Source organism: Roseovarius mucosus (genome assembly GCF_002080415.1).
Lineage (GTDB): Bacteria > Pseudomonadota > Alphaproteobacteria > Rhodobacterales > Rhodobacteraceae > Roseovarius > Roseovarius mucosus_A.
Genome location: NZ_CP020474.1, coordinates 2,491,641 through 2,504,998, shown reverse-complemented (window position 1 = coordinate 2,504,998; position 13,358 = coordinate 2,491,641). Strand labels below are relative to the sequence as shown.

The following is a 13,358-nucleotide window of genomic DNA, read 5'->3' as shown; positions in this document are numbered from 1 at the left end:
GTCAACTCCGCTTCAGCTTGGGGTCAAGCGCATCGCGCAGCCCGTCGCCCATCAAGTTGATGGCCAGCACCGAAACCAGAATGGCAAGGCCGGGAAAGGTAACAACCCACCACGCGCGCAATATGAATTCGCGCGCCTCTGCCAGCATGGTCCCCCATTCGGGTGCAGGTGGCTGTGCACCCATGCCGAGAAAGCCCAAAGCGGCGGAATCGAGCACCGCCGAGGAAAACGACAGCGTGGCCTGCACAATCAGCGGCCCAAGGCAGTTGGGCAGGATCGTCTTGAACATCAGGCGCAGGTTGCCCGCCCCCGCCACGCGAGCAGCAGTGACATATTCGCGCTTCATCTCGGTCATCACGGCAGCGCGGGTCAGGCGGGCGAAATGCGGCTGATAGACAATGGCAATCGCGATCATCGCATTGGTCAGCCCCGGCCCAAGCACCGCCACCAGCACAAGCGCCAAGAGAAGCGACGGAAAGGCAAGGATCACATCCATCATCCGCATGATGACATTGTCGATCCAACCGCCAAAAAACCCAGCCAAGAGCCCAATGATGATCCCGCCCACAAGCGCGATAGAGACCACGACAATGCCGATAAAGAGCGAATACTGCGCCCCAAAGATCAGACGCGAAAGCATATCGCGCCCAACCGCATCCGTGCCCAGCAGGAATTGCGCACTGCCGCCTTCGGCCCAGACGGGGGGCACAAGCAACGCTTCGCGGTATTGCGTGGTAGGGTCGTGCGGGGCGATAATTCCGGCAAAGACCGCTGTTAGGACCAGCAGCACGAACACCACCAGACCGATCACAGCGCCCCGGTTCTGGCTGAAGTAGAACCAGAATTCGGCCAGCATGCGGCGGCGGATCGCGGCGTCGGACAGCTTTACCGGGGCAGCAAGGTTGGATGTATCGCTCATTTCACACGAATCCTCGGGTTGATGAGGCCATAGGTCAGATCAACCAATAGGTTGACGATCATCACCAGCGCCGCGATGAGCAGAAGGCCAGACTGCACGACGGGATAGTCGCGCCGGGAAATGGAATCGATCATCCATTTGCCGATACCGGGCCACGAAAAGATAGTTTCCGTCAGGATTGCACCCGCCATCAGCACACCGATTTGCAGGCCGATAGTCGTGACCACCGGCACCATGGCGTTGCGCAGCGCGTGAATGCCGATGACACGGTATTGTGGCATGCCCTTTGCCCTTGCGGTGCGAACATAATCCTCGCCCATCACTTCGAGCATGGCAGACCGGGTCTGGCGGGCGATGACCGCGAGCGGGATCGTGGCCAACACCAAAGACGGCAGGATGAGATGGCTCAGCGCCGAGGTGAACGCCCCCTTTTGCCCCGAGAGCAGGCTGTCGATTAACATGAAGCCCGTCACATTGGGGAAATAATAAAGCAGGCTGATACGCCCCGACACCGGCGTCCAACCCAGAATGCCCGAGAAAAAGATGATAAGCAGCAACCCCCACCAAAAGATCGGCATGGAAAAACCCACAAGGGCAAGCGTCATGGAAATCTGATCAAACCAACTACCGCGACGGATGGCGGCAAACACGCCCACGGTGACGCCAATAACTGTGGCGATGATGATGGCGCAAAGGCCCAATTCCACGGTCGCGGGAAAGAGGGTGAGGAATTCGTCCAGCACGGGCTTCTTGGTCACAAGCGAATTGCCCATATCGCCCTGCAAAAGGCGCCCGAGAAAATCGAAATACTGAAGCACAATAGGCTGGTCATAGCCCAGTTGTGCGCTGAGTTCGGCATGCCGTTCCGGGGTAACGCCACGCTCTCCGGCCATCAGCAGCACCGGATCACCGGGCAGGATACGCACAAAGCTGAAGGCAATGATCGTGATCCCGATAAAGGTCGGGACCAAGTAGAGCAGTTTGGACAGGATAAATCGGATCATGCGCCGCTTTCCTTTGAAAACGCGCGAGGGCTGTGCCCCCGCGCGTCCGGTTTCATACCAAGGCGATCTGGTTATTCGGCAATATCGACAGTCTCAAAGGTGAAGTCGCCCAAGGGGCTCATCACAAACCCCGAAACCTTGTTCGACATCGGCACGTATTGGGTGGAATGCGCGATGGTGAACCAAGGGGCCTGATCCTTGAAGATCACTTGCGCCTGTTCGTACAGCGCGGTCCGCTCTGCCGGGTCCGCAGTGATTTTGGCATCCTTCAGCAGCTTGGAAAAATCCTCGTTGCACCAGAAGGCACGGTTGGCACCGCCTTCACCAGCAGAATCGCAGGACAAGAGCACCGACAGGAAGTTGTCGGGATCACCATTGTCCCCGGTCCAGCCCAGCATCACCGCGCCGTCACGGCCTGCTTCCATCGACTTTTGCAGATACTCACCCCACTCGTAGGACACGATCTCGACCGAAACACCAACCTTGGACAGATCCTCTTGCATCAACTCCGCCGAGCGGCGGGCATTTGGCATATAGGGCCGCTGTACCGGCATGGCCCAGATTTTCATCGAGAGGTCAGTCACGCCCTCTTCCTCCAGCATCTTCTTAGAGGCCTCGGGATCATAGGGATCATCGACGATCGACTCGTTATAGGACCACATCGTTGGCGGGATCGGGTTCTTGGCGGGTGCGGCAGCCCCTTGGAACACAGCCTCAACGATGGCGTCCTTGTTGATCGCCATGTTCAGCGCCTTGCGGACGCGGGCGTTGTCAAACGGTGCGACGGTGGTGTTATAGGCCAGATAGCCCACGTTCAGACCGGCCTGCTCATCAAGTTTTAGGTTGGGATCAGCTTTGATCGTCTCAATGTCAGCAGGGGCCGGATAGGGCATCAGGTGGCATTCGCCCGCCTTCAGTTTTTGCAGGCGCACGGCCGCATCGGGGGTGATGGCAAAGACCAGATCGTCAATGATTGCCCCATCGCCCCAATAGTCGGCATTCTTGGTGTAGCGGATCACCGCGTCCTTTTGATAGGCCAAGAACTTGAACGGGCCGGTGCCGATGGGCAGGTTGTTGAGATCTTCTTTGGTGCCTGCCGCATCCAGCGTATCGGCATATTCCTTGGACACGATCGAGGCAAAGGGCATCGCGATATTGGCAAGGAACGGGGCCTCGGGCTGGTTCAGGGTGAACTTGACCGTGTAGTCGTCGATCTTTTCGATGGATTTGATCAGCTCGGGCATCGCCATCGAGGTGTAGTATTCATAGGTCACACCGGCGATATACTGGTGCCACGGATGATCGGCCGAACCCTGACGCTCGTAGGAAAAGATCACGTCATCGGCGTTAAAATCGCGGCTTGGCGTGAAGTTGTCGTTGGAGTGCCATTTGACACCCTCGCGCAGATGAAACGTGTATTCGGTCCCATCCTCAGACACATCCCAGCTTGTCGCAAGACCTGGTTCGACCTCGGTCGTACCCTTCTTGAATTCAGTCAGGCGGTTGTAGATTGGATGCGCAGAGGCATCAAAGGTGCCACCCGCAGTAAAGGGGGCGGGATCAAAACCCTCGGGCGAGGCTTCGGAGCAGTAAACAAATGTTTTGGCCTCAGACATCGTGGCGGTCAGCGCCAGTGCCGAAGCGCAGAGCAGTAGGTGTTTCACGGGTTATTCTCCTTGTTGGATTTGGAAAGGTGCGCCGGTTAACCCGGCTGATACCTGCGCGACATGCTGTGGCGTCGTTCAGGGGATGTCAGGTTGTTGGGTCTCCGCGCCTGTGCGCGGCACATAGGAAGAAGGGGTTGCCCCATGCAGCATCTTGCCTGTCCATAGCAGGCGCGCCCAACGTTCGCTAACGTTGGACCAAGAATGCGGATGCTGACCGAGGTAATGCATACTATCGCCGGTCCGCAGTAGAAACTGTTGACCGTTCACCACTTGCAGCACCTCACCATCGAGCACGAAAATCAACTCTTCGCCGGAATGTTGCACGGTTTCAGATTCGTAGCCGGGCGGGACATTGAGGATAAACGATGTGAGCTCATGCCCCGGAAATTCGGCGCCGATCTGTTCGTAGATGATCGAGGTACCCGAAATGGAAAACTGCGGGCGCGTCTCTGCGCGTGTCACGCTATCTGCCTGTCGCGGGGTCGCGATAAAGTGGTCGATGCTGACATCGAGCGCCGCCGCAATCTCGGCTAGGGTGCCCAAGGTGGGCACCGCATTATCGCGCTCGATTTGGCTAAGATAGCTCACAGATACTCCACATCCGTTGCTGAGATCCTGCAAGGTCATCGACATGAGCTGCCGGCGTTTTCTTATGCGGCGCCCCAAGGCGAGCGGCGCACCGGCAGGTGTATGAGTCATCGGCATCCTTGGGTCAGAAGGCTTTCGTGAGGCCCACATCAGACGAAATGGAAAAGCATTGCAACAAAAATTTTTCCATCTGGAAAATTTTTTGTCACCGAAGCGGACCTATATTGCCCCACACGCATAGGATGTTTCCGCCTGATCACCCAACCGATGGGCGCACGATCAAATCACGTGGCATGTTGGAAAACACCTCTGGACCTTGGGGCCGCAGGATCACGATTTCCTCAAGCCGCAGCCCAAAGCGACCCTCGAGATAGATGCCCGGCTCGATGGAAAAGACATTGCCAACCGACAGCGGCGTCTCAGACGTTGCGGTAATGTAGGGCGGCTCGTGGATGTCGATGCCAAGCCCGTGACCAGTGCGGTGCAAGAAACGGTCGCCATATCCAGCGGCGGTGATCACATCGCGCGCCGCCTTGTCGACGTCACGCGCCAATGCGCCGGGGCGCGCCGCAGCGAGAGCGGCGCGCACAGCCTGATCCACCACCGCGAATACTTCAGTATAGGTGGCATCGGGCGTTCCAAAATAGCCGCATCGCGTCATATCAGATGGATACCCATTGAGACGGCAGCCCGTATCGAGCAACACGGGCATGTCGCGCTCCAACCGCGTCGCGCCGGGCGTATGGTGCGGAAAGGACCCCGATGGGCCAAAGCAGACCGAGCAGAATTCCAGCGTCGCGCCATTTGCCCCATAGAAATCCTGAATAATCTGAACCAATTCGCGCTCGGTCATGCCCAAGCGGAGCGCGTCAAAAGCGGCCTCAACCGCCCGATCATTGAGCAGGTGCGCAGCCTTGATCGCGTCGAATTCTGCGGCGTCTTTGCAGGCTCGCAGCGCACCGACCGTATCGTCGGTAAAACGTCGGTTCGGGGCCTGAAGATGATCCAGCAGCAACAGCGAAAAATCCGTACGCATGGTTTCATCGAGCACGACCGATAGGCCCGGGCGGTTTGCCTGACAGGTGCTCAGGATGTCTTGGAGCGCCGCATGCGGACCTTCGTCATCCCGCCACAAATGAAATGGTAAATCCGTTGATTGCCGCGCTGAGGCGGCATTGAGTGAGGGCATGAGAAACCCGGCATAATCGCGCGTGACCAACAGCATCACGGGCCGCTCGTCGCCATGCGGATGCACGCCCGAGAGCCATGCCATATGGCTCGACGGTCCAAGTGCCACAAGATCAGTCCCCGTAGCTTCCATACGGGTGCGTAGGTCTGCAAGGCGGGATTGGAGACGGGGAAAGGCGGTCATGACGGCTCCTGCCGATTAAAGGTTCCGGTCGACAGGTGGAGTCGCGGACACCATGCCCGGCGAATCGTCGCGGTTGGCCTTGACCATAGAAGACAATTTGAGGCCTCACACCCGTCTTCTGTGGGCGATCACTGCAGGCGGGCGCGCAATTTGTCTGTGCAAACTTCCATCAGCAGAACAATCACAAAGATCGCCAGAATGATCATCGAGGCATTGCGATACTGAAAAAGATCAAAGGCAACCTTGAGTTCCTGACCAATGCCCCCTGCCCCGACCAGCCCCAACACGACGGAAGAACGGACCGCCTTTTCCAATGCAAACAGCGAGGAGTTGATCAGTGACGGCATGATATCGGGCAGGATGGCCCCGATCAGGATTGACGGTCTGTTTGCACCGATGGCCGCGAGCGCCTCTTGCGGCTCCTTCTCGGCATCCTCCATCGCCTCGGCAAAGAAACGCCCGCAAAACCCGATGGTATCGACCATGATGGTCATCGTCCCCGCCACAGCCCCAAGCCCGATCGAAGCCACGAAGATTAGCGCCCAGACCAGATCAGGCACCGTGCGCAAGAACGAGATAGCCGCCTTGACCAAAACATTGCCGCGCCCGAGCGGGGACACACCCCGCGCTGCGCACCACGCAATAGGCAGGCTGAGGGCAATACCGATGGCTGCGCCGACCAAGGCAATCTGAAAGGTTTCGACCATCCTCACCGCGATACGCGCCAGAAAATCCGGTTCTGTGTTGGGTGGCAGCATCCGACCGACCAAGTTTGCCATACCGGGTAACCCGTCAGCCAGCTGCTTGGGCGAGGGGGCGACTTGCTCCATGGAGGTAAGGAGGATCGCCGCAAGTGCGACGATCAAGACAAAGTTCAGCGTTGAAAACCGTCGAAACCTGTCAGGGGCCTGAACCCGGCGATCAATCATCGAACGTGTCCTTGAGATCAGCAGGCGCAACCTTGGTCACAGGTCGGTCAAAGAATACCTTTCCGCGCTTTAGCGCGACAATCCGGTCAGCATAATCCATGGCATGCGCCATATCATGCGAGGTATAAATCAACGTAATGCCCTGCGTGCGGCACAGATGGGTAAAAAGCTCCATCACGTTGTGGCCGGACAGCGGATCAAGGCTGGCTGCTGGTTCATCGGCAATCAACAGCCTCGGTCTGCGCACAATCGCGCGGGCGATGGCAACACGCTGTTGCTGTCCACCTGAGAGGGCATCCGCACGGTGCAACGCCTTATGCTCTAGATCGACATCTGCAAGCGCCTGCATGGCGCGGTTGCGCCACTCGAGCGGCGCAAGGCTATGAGAAAAAGCGCGCCAACTTCCCGGCTCGCCGAACAGGCCATGGATCACATTCGACAGCACCGAGCGGCGTCGCACGAGGCAATGTTTCTGAAAAACAAAGCCGGTCTGACGCCGCATGCGCAATCGCTGAGCGCGCCCTGCCTCTGGGCCGACCGGATGACCAAAACAGCTAAGCGTACCATCAGAAATCGAATGCAGCCCAATCAAGCTCTTGAGGAGGGTGGATTTCCCCGAACCGTTGGCACCAATCAGGGCGACACGCTCGCCCTCTTGGATTTCGAGATCAATTCCCTGAAGCACGGTTGCGCGAGTGTCATAGGCCTTGGTCAGGCCACGTGCGACGATCAGCGGTGCGACATCGGCCGCACGACCCTCGGGCGCGCTTGTAGTGGTCCGCTCTAGAACCTGCATCACCAGTCTCCGGAGTGCGTAAGGCCGTGGGCACACACCCCGGCCTTGTGGAATGAAGCCCTGTCAGTTTCCGACAAAGGATTTGGTATCCACGCCAATGGTGCCATACATGGAGCGGACATAGTCATAGTCGCTGTCCTGCACATTGGTCAGAAAGAACCCACCCTTGAATTTCTGGTTGTCCTCTCCGGTCAGGATCGCTGACATCAACTCTTCTGCGTGGTCCACAAACGCTGATTTGACGGCGGCAACAGCGTCCGCGTCGATGCCAGACCGTGCAACAAGAATATCATTGGGCAGATCTCGACCACGGGCGACGACGGTAAAGGACACATCTGGAAAGGCTTCGCGAATGCGGCCAAGGTGGCTTTCGTTCATGCCGACCGCCGCAACATCCCCCCGGATCAGCGCCTCGATCGCCGTGTTACGGGAAATGATCTGTGGCTGGTAATCCTTGTTATACACAAGACCGAAATCAGCCAGAACCTGCGCAGGCCCAAGGTGCTGCGATGTCGAACCGACAGACCCAAAGGTCACGACCTTATCCTTGAGGTCCTGCACCGATTTGATCGGCCCGTCCGAAAGGGTGACGATCTGCGCAAAGTAATTCGGGCGCTGCCATGCGGTTACGATCTGTGCATCCGTCAACTCCTTGATGACGACATATTCAGCCGGGCCAGTTAGAACCAGATCCACCTGTTCCTGATTGAGCGCTTCTACGGCCGCAGTGCGCGAACTGACCGGGAAAAGCTCGATTTCCTGACCTGTCATCTCTTCGAGTTTTGCCTCGAACGCACCAAACTCCTGTTGCAGGGCTTCGAGCCCCTCAATGTCAGTCACGGCGAATTTCAGCGGCTCTGCAAAGGCAGGCAAAGTGCTGGCAAGGGATACCGCAGCAGCGGCGAGCAGGGAACGGATCATGAGAGGTCTCCGGTGGGTTCGGGGCAAATCAGGGTTGCTGTGTATACAGGATCGTCACACAACCGAGGCATACGGGATTCGGTTGACACTTTCGTGACATGGAGATTTGCGACGACATGACGAATAACTGGACACTCACCGGCGGTCAGATGCTCTTGGGCGGAACTTTTGCGGCGCAGCCCCTGCATGTGACCAACGGTCGGATCACGCAAGAACCGGCACCAGAGGCCGAATCCTACAACGCAGCCGGCCGGTTGATCCTGCCCGGTATCATTGACCTGCACGGCGATGGGTTCGAGGCCCTGGTTCAGCCGCGTCCGGGGGTGCATTTTCCCTACGATCTTGCGTATCGCGAGGCGGATGCGCAGCTCATCTCCAACGGCATCACAACCGCCTATCACGGGCTGACGGTGTCGTGGGAGCCGGGATTGCGTGATATAGAGATCACGCGCGCCCTCCTATCGGCGCTGGAGCGCGTCGCGCCGACGCTCGACTGCGACACTCGGCTGAATATCCGGTGGGAGACTTTTGCACTCGACCATATAGACGAAGTTCTGGGTTGGTTGGCACGGCGGTCGGGCGACATCCTATCGCTCAATGATCACACAAGTGCCAATCACAAGCTGAGCGAGGAGAGCGCCAAACTCAAGCGGATGGCGGTGCGCATGGGCCTTGCGCCCACCGATGCCAAGGCTGCGATTGCGGCGGTTCTCGCCCGTCGGGATGAGGTGCCCGAAGCGATAGATCGGATATGCGCAGAGGCCGTCCAACTGGGCCGCCCGGTGCTGTCGCATGATGATATGACGCAAGAGGATCGTCGCACGGGACGCGCGCGCGGCGTGACATTGGCAGAGTTCCCGATGACCCAAGAGGCGGCGCAAGAGGCGCGCATCGCGGATGAGCCAGTGATCCTCGGCGGGCCCAACGCGCTGCGCGGCGAAAGTCACAATGGCGCACTCTGTGCGACCGAGGCGGTTCGGGCAGGTCTTTGCACGGTATTGGCGTCTGACTATTATTATCCCGCACCATTTCATGCCGTTTGGCGGCTGCACGATGCTGATGTTCTGCCACTTGCGCAGGCTTGGGCCTTGGTCTCGGCCAATCCTGCTGAGGCTGTCGGGCTGCGGGACCGCGGCACATTGGACGTTGGCAAACGAGCGGATATCCTTGTGGTAAACCCGGACACACGTAGGATCGAGGCGGTGTTCGTCCAAGGTAGAAAGGTGTTAGCCCGTGGCTGACCTGTCTGATCTCTCACGCGCCGAGGCCGGACTCGCGGCGCTTGCGTGCACGGCCTATGATGCCCGGTCCACACGCCCAATCTGGCTGCAAATCTATGATCGTCTGGCTCAAGCGATTGAGGGGGCTGTCGTGACCCCCGGCAGCCGCCTGCCCGGTGAGGTCCAGTTGGCCGATATGTTTCAGGTTAACCGTGTCACCATGCGCCGCGCTCTGGCGCTCTTGCAAAGCGAGGGCAAATTGCAGGCGCGTAAAGGTGTAGGCATTTTCGTACGACAGGTGCCACGCGCCTTTGTGATCCGCAACGATATGCGCTTTGCCGACTCGCTGATTGATTGCGACGCCGAGGTGACATCGCGCACCCTCCGATTGGAACGCGCCTGCCCCAGCCCCGAGGCCGCGCGTCTCTTTGATCTGGAACCAACCGATCGGGTGATCGTGTTGCACCGGATGCGCCTGCTGGACGGCGCGCCGATCTATTTCACGCGCAAGGAATTACCCGCACACCGCTTCCCGGAGTTTGAGAAGATCTACCAAATCGGCCAATCGGTCAGCGCGGTTTACAAAGCGGCAGGCATCCCTTGGTTTCGCCGCGCCGAAACCCGTGTAAGCGGTGGGTTCGCACAACACGATGAGGCCGAAATCCTGTGTCTGAACGAAAACACCCCGGTGCAATATGTCACCGCCATTAACCGCGCCCCAGATGGAACGGCAATCGAGTTCAACAGGGGCTGCTGGCCAATGACCGGCGTGGAATTCGTGTTTCAGTCACCCATTGAGTGAACCGCGCGCGACGTGCCGCGCACGATGCATTCCAGCGGACAACGGATGCGGAAGTGATCTTCGCTTGCTCCGGTGATCAGGTCTGTGAACCGCTCACCTGCAATTTCGCCGATGCTGCGGGCGGGAATACGGATGGTGGTCAGGCCTGGCTCCATCTCGCTTGAGCCTTTGAAATCGCCGATTCCGATCACCGAGAGATCTTCGGGAACCCGCAAGCCACAGCTTTGCGCGCCATAGATCACCCCTTGGGCAATCACGTCATTGCCACACAAAAGCGCAGTGGGACGATGGGCGCGGCGCAAGAGATCCTGCGCCACCTGCTTGGCCTGCGCAATGCTATAGGGTGCCTCCCACTGCCAATCCGCAATCAGGGGCACGCCGGCCGCCAAGAGCCGGTCACGCGCGCCAGAGAGTCGGGCACTTGCGCGGTCATTGCCCTCGGGGCGGGGGAAAACCAACCCGATATCCCGATGACCAAGGCTGAGAAGATGATCAGCAGCACTGCGCCCCGCCTCGTGGTTGTCTGCCCCGACACAGGGCAAGGCTGAATCGGCAGCGTAGTTCCAAAGCGCCATCGCCGGGGTGCGATGGTGCTCCAAAAGTCGCAGGCTGGCATCTGAGTGTTCCAACCCAACAAGAGCAATGCCATCGACGCGATGCTCCATCAGTTTGCGCATCATCGCATATTCACGATCAAGGTCATAGGAATGCGACGCGATGAGCAGGGTGAAACCCGCCCGGTCGATAGAATCGGAAAAGGATTGAATCACCTCGGCAAAGATTGCGTGATCAATTGTCGGCACAATCAAACCGATGGTCGCGTTACGCCGTCCGTGCATCGACTGCGCTGCGCGATTGCGGATATAGCCCAGCTTTTCCACCGCACGGGTGATGCGTTTGCGGGTAGCTGGACTGACAAGGCTGGGATGATTGAAACTGCGTGACACGGTCGATGGCGACACGCGCGCAGCCTTTGCAACAGCCACAATATCCACTTTTTCATTATATTTATCAGACACCTAAACCACCATTTCGGGGATTTTATGAAAACATTTGCATTACTATTTTCATCACTTACCGTAGAAGATCAACCGGCGTTTTCGTCGGAGACCGCAACGGGAGGTGCGCGTTGGAATTCATCTACTACTTCGGAGAGGTCTTTACGCCTATGGCCTTCATGCTGCTTTTAGGCGGCACGATCGGCGGGCTGATCCTTGGGGCCACTCCGGGCCTCTCGCCGACCATGGCGGTAGCCTTGCTCATTCCGTTCACCTTTCGACTTGAGCCAGCTCATGGTCTCATTCTGCTTGGGGCGGCCTATACCTCAACCGTTGCGGGCGGTGCGGTCAGTGCCATCCTGCTCAAGATCCCCGGTGCGCCCGCCAATATCGCAACGACACTGGACGGGCATACAATGGCCACGCAGGGCCGTGGGGCAGAAGCGTTGCAACTTTCGTTTTTATCCTCGGCGGCGGGCGGCATTTTTGGTGTTCTACTGCTGATCTTTCTCACGCCGATGCTGGCGAAATGGGCGCTCGCCTTTGGGCCATCGCATCTCTTTTGGCTGGCCATACTTGGCGTGACCGTGATCGGCACGCTGGATACCAACTCGGTCGTCAAAGGGCTGCTTTCGGGCTGCATGGGCATGTGGCTCGCAACTATCGGCTTTGACGATATCATGGGCGCACAGCGCTTTATCGTTCATCCTTCGCTGGCAGGTGGGATCAGCATTGTGCCCGCGCTGATCGGGCTCTTTGCCATTCCCCAAGTGCTGGCGATGTTCGCGCGAGGGCGTCAGCCAGCTGGGAGCGATGTGATCGCTGTACAAAAACACCCCATCGGCAAGGCAATGCGTGAAGTCATCCGCCGCTGGCGCGCGCTGAGCATCGGGACAGCTATAGGATCTATAATCGGTCTCATTCCGGGTATCGGAGGACAGATCGCCGGGCTGGTGGCCTATGATCAGGCCAAGAAGTTTAGCCCGGAGCGGCAAAAGTTTGGCAAGGGTCACTCTGAAGGCGTGATCGCCGCAGAAAGCGCCAACAACGCCATGGTCGGACCATCGCTGGTGCCACTCCTGACGCTCTCCGTGCCCGGTAGCCCGACAGCGGCGGTGCTCTTGGGGGGCTTGCTTATCCACGGGATTTTTCCGGGTAGCGACCTTTTCGACAATCACCCGGATGTGGCCTGGACCTTTATCAACTCGATGCTGATCGGGCAGGTGTTGATGTGCATCTTTGGCCTTTACGTGGCAGGTCTTGCCGCGCGGGTGGCGCAGGTGCCGCAATATGTCATGGCCGCAGTGGTGCTGGGATTGGCTGTCTTTGGCTCTTACTCAGTTCAAAACTCGATGGGCGATGTCTATGTTATGGCCGCATTGGGCATCGGCATGTTCTTTCTAGAGCGGTTCGGCTTTACCGCCGCACCGCTTGTGCTGGGTCTTATTCTGGGACCAATCGCCGAGGCCAATTTCACGCAAGGTTCGATGATCGCCGACGCGACCGATGGACGGTTCAGTTACTTCTTTAGCGGAACGCTGAATATCGCGCTGATCCTGATCGTGATCGCCTCTGTCGCCTATTCGGCCTGGATGGAGGTTCTGCAACGTCGTCAGGACCGCGCCGATCAGGCCAAGGAGGCAAAGGCATGAGACAGTGGCAACATGTCATCCCGTCCGGGGCTATCGCCGCCCTTGGCCTCTGGGTCTGCTATGTCAGCTTTACGCAGCAACCGGCACAGGCGTTCCTGTTTCCAAGGCTGATTTCAAGCGTTTTTGTCGTGCTGGCACTCTGGACCTTTGGTCGTGCGGTTATGGGCCTGTCGCGCGCCGGAACAGGAATTGGCCGCACGATGTTTCTCAACATCCTGCCGGGGCTGGTCGTGGCAAGTGTCTATATCTTCTGGGCCGCTGAAACGCTCGGATTTTACAGCGGCAGCGCACTGGCCTTCTTTGCACTGCTCAGCCTCTACGATCCTGCCCCGCATCGCGACATCAAAAGCTGGATGCGCAGAGCGGTAATCACATCGGGGTTCATCCTCGTGATGTATCTGCTCTTTGCAAAGCTGCTCAGCGTGTTCACGCCACGCGGCCTGTTTTTCTAGAACTGCCGGAGCGATCCGGAAAATCAAAACCAAGGGAG

General features: G+C 58.4%; 13 protein-coding genes. 4 read left to right on the top strand and 9 right to left on the bottom strand.

The features are described 5' to 3' along the window. Position 1: 1 nt before the first annotated feature. The 8 genes from ROSMUCSMR3_RS12010 to ROSMUCSMR3_RS11975 all read right to left on the bottom strand — a co-directional run bounded on the left by ROSMUCSMR3_RS12010 (position 2) and on the right by ROSMUCSMR3_RS11975 (position 8,196). Complete coding sequence (locus tag ROSMUCSMR3_RS12010) at positions 2–919, bottom strand: ABC transporter permease subunit (protein ID WP_008279566.1); 918 nt, start codon at positions 917–919, stop codon at positions 2–4. After that, the gene (locus ROSMUCSMR3_RS12005) at positions 916–1,923 is read right to left on the bottom strand and encodes an ABC transporter permease subunit (protein ID WP_008279567.1); all 1,008 of its coding nucleotides are present in this window, start codon (positions 1,921–1,923) and stop codon (positions 916–918) included. The genes ROSMUCSMR3_RS12010 and ROSMUCSMR3_RS12005 overlap by 4 nt, the downstream gene beginning before the upstream one ends. Positions 1,924–1,994: 71 nt before the next feature. Continuing rightward, positions 1,995–3,539, bottom strand: a complete 1,545-nt coding sequence (locus ROSMUCSMR3_RS12000; protein ID WP_087148900.1) for an ABC transporter substrate-binding protein — start codon at positions 3,537–3,539, stop codon at positions 1,995–1,997. Positions 3,540–3,665: 126 nt separating this feature from the next. Next, positions 3,666–4,295 carry a helix-turn-helix domain-containing protein gene (locus tag ROSMUCSMR3_RS11995; RefSeq protein WP_008279569.1) on the bottom strand — a complete coding sequence of 210 codons (630 nt, stop codon included), beginning with the start codon at positions 4,293–4,295 and terminating at the stop codon, positions 3,666–3,668. 139 nt (positions 4,296–4,434) lie between these two features. Further along, complete coding sequence (locus ROSMUCSMR3_RS11990) at positions 4,435–5,550, bottom strand: M24 family metallopeptidase (protein ID WP_081507449.1); 1,116 nt, start codon at positions 5,548–5,550, stop codon at positions 4,435–4,437. Between the two features lie 128 nt (positions 5,551–5,678). Next, entirely contained in the window at positions 5,679–6,479 is an 801-nt protein-coding gene (phnE, locus tag ROSMUCSMR3_RS11985; RefSeq protein WP_087148874.1) for a phosphonate ABC transporter, permease protein PhnE, read from the bottom strand. Continuing rightward, positions 6,472–7,275, bottom strand: a complete 804-nt coding sequence (locus ROSMUCSMR3_RS11980; protein WP_081507448.1) for a phosphonate ABC transporter ATP-binding protein — start codon at positions 7,273–7,275, stop codon at positions 6,472–6,474. The genes phnE and ROSMUCSMR3_RS11980 overlap by 8 nt, the downstream gene beginning before the upstream one ends. A gap of 63 nt (positions 7,276–7,338) precedes the next feature. Then, positions 7,339–8,196 carry a PhnD/SsuA/transferrin family substrate-binding protein gene (locus tag ROSMUCSMR3_RS11975; RefSeq protein WP_008279574.1) on the bottom strand — a complete coding sequence of 286 codons (858 nt, stop codon included), beginning with the start codon at positions 8,194–8,196 and terminating at the stop codon, positions 7,339–7,341. A 116-nt stretch (positions 8,197–8,312) separates the two neighbouring features. Between ROSMUCSMR3_RS11975 and ROSMUCSMR3_RS11970 the strand changes: the two genes are divergently transcribed. Together ROSMUCSMR3_RS11970 and ROSMUCSMR3_RS11965 are read left to right on the top strand one after the other, a co-directional pair. Continuing rightward, complete coding sequence (locus ROSMUCSMR3_RS11970) at positions 8,313–9,437, top strand: alpha-D-ribose 1-methylphosphonate 5-triphosphate diphosphatase (RefSeq protein ID WP_198385518.1); 1,125 nt, start codon at positions 8,313–8,315, stop codon at positions 9,435–9,437. Beyond that, entirely contained in the window at positions 9,430–10,218 is a 789-nt protein-coding gene (locus tag ROSMUCSMR3_RS11965; RefSeq protein WP_081507446.1) for a GntR family transcriptional regulator, read from the top strand. Before ROSMUCSMR3_RS11970 ends, ROSMUCSMR3_RS11965 begins: the two co-directional genes overlap by 8 nt. Here the strand turns inward: ROSMUCSMR3_RS11965 and ROSMUCSMR3_RS11960 are convergent. Then, on the bottom strand, positions 10,200–11,237 hold the full coding sequence (locus ROSMUCSMR3_RS11960; protein WP_008279577.1) for a LacI family DNA-binding transcriptional regulator: 1,038 nt from the start codon (positions 11,235–11,237) through the stop codon (positions 10,200–10,202). The genes ROSMUCSMR3_RS11965 and ROSMUCSMR3_RS11960 overlap by 19 nt on opposite strands. Positions 11,238–11,347: 110 nt before the next feature. Between ROSMUCSMR3_RS11960 and ROSMUCSMR3_RS11955 the strand changes: the two genes are divergently transcribed. Beyond that, positions 11,348–12,868 carry a tripartite tricarboxylate transporter permease gene (locus ROSMUCSMR3_RS11955; protein WP_081507445.1) on the top strand — a complete coding sequence of 507 codons (1,521 nt, stop codon included), beginning with the start codon at positions 11,348–11,350 and terminating at the stop codon, positions 12,866–12,868. Further along, positions 12,865–13,320: a tripartite tricarboxylate transporter TctB family protein gene (locus tag ROSMUCSMR3_RS11950; RefSeq protein WP_008279579.1), complete on the top strand. Its 456-nt coding sequence runs from the start codon at positions 12,865–12,867 to the stop codon at positions 13,318–13,320. Before ROSMUCSMR3_RS11955 ends, ROSMUCSMR3_RS11950 begins: the two co-directional genes overlap by 4 nt. Positions 13,321–13,358: the final 38 nt, after the last annotated feature.

What these genes read in the sequence shown, in the direction of transcription:
- ROSMUCSMR3_RS12010 (WP_008279566.1), bottom strand. Translation starts at nt 919, where the DNA reads ATGAGCGATACATCCAACCTTGCTGCCCCGGTAAAGCTGTCCGACGCC.
- ROSMUCSMR3_RS12005 (WP_008279567.1), bottom strand. Translation starts at nt 1,923, where the DNA reads ATGATCCGATTTATCCTGTCCAAACTGCTCTACTTGGTCCCGACCTTT.
- ROSMUCSMR3_RS12000 (WP_087148900.1), bottom strand. Translation starts at nt 3,539, where the DNA reads ATGTCTGAGGCCAAAACATTTGTTTACTGCTCCGAAGCCTCGCCCGAG.
- ROSMUCSMR3_RS11995 (WP_008279569.1), bottom strand. Translation starts at nt 4,295, where the DNA reads ATGCCGATGACTCATACACCTGCCGGTGCGCCGCTCGCCTTGGGGCGC.
- ROSMUCSMR3_RS11990 (WP_081507449.1), bottom strand. Translation starts at nt 5,550, where the DNA reads ATGACCGCCTTTCCCCGTCTCCAATCCCGCCTTGCAGACCTACGCACC.
- phnE (WP_087148874.1), bottom strand. Translation starts at nt 6,479, where the DNA reads ATGATTGATCGCCGGGTTCAGGCCCCTGACAGGTTTCGACGGTTTTCA.
- ROSMUCSMR3_RS11980 (WP_081507448.1), bottom strand. Translation starts at nt 7,275, where the DNA reads ATGCAGGTTCTAGAGCGGACCACTACAAGCGCGCCCGAGGGTCGTGCG.
- ROSMUCSMR3_RS11975 (WP_008279574.1), bottom strand. Translation starts at nt 8,196, where the DNA reads ATGATCCGTTCCCTGCTCGCCGCTGCTGCGGTATCCCTTGCCAGCACT.
- ROSMUCSMR3_RS11970 (WP_198385518.1), top strand. Translation starts at nt 8,313, where the DNA reads ATGACGAATAACTGGACACTCACCGGCGGTCAGATGCTCTTGGGCGGA.
- ROSMUCSMR3_RS11950 (WP_008279579.1), top strand. Translation starts at nt 12,865, where the DNA reads ATGAGACAGTGGCAACATGTCATCCCGTCCGGGGCTATCGCCGCCCTT.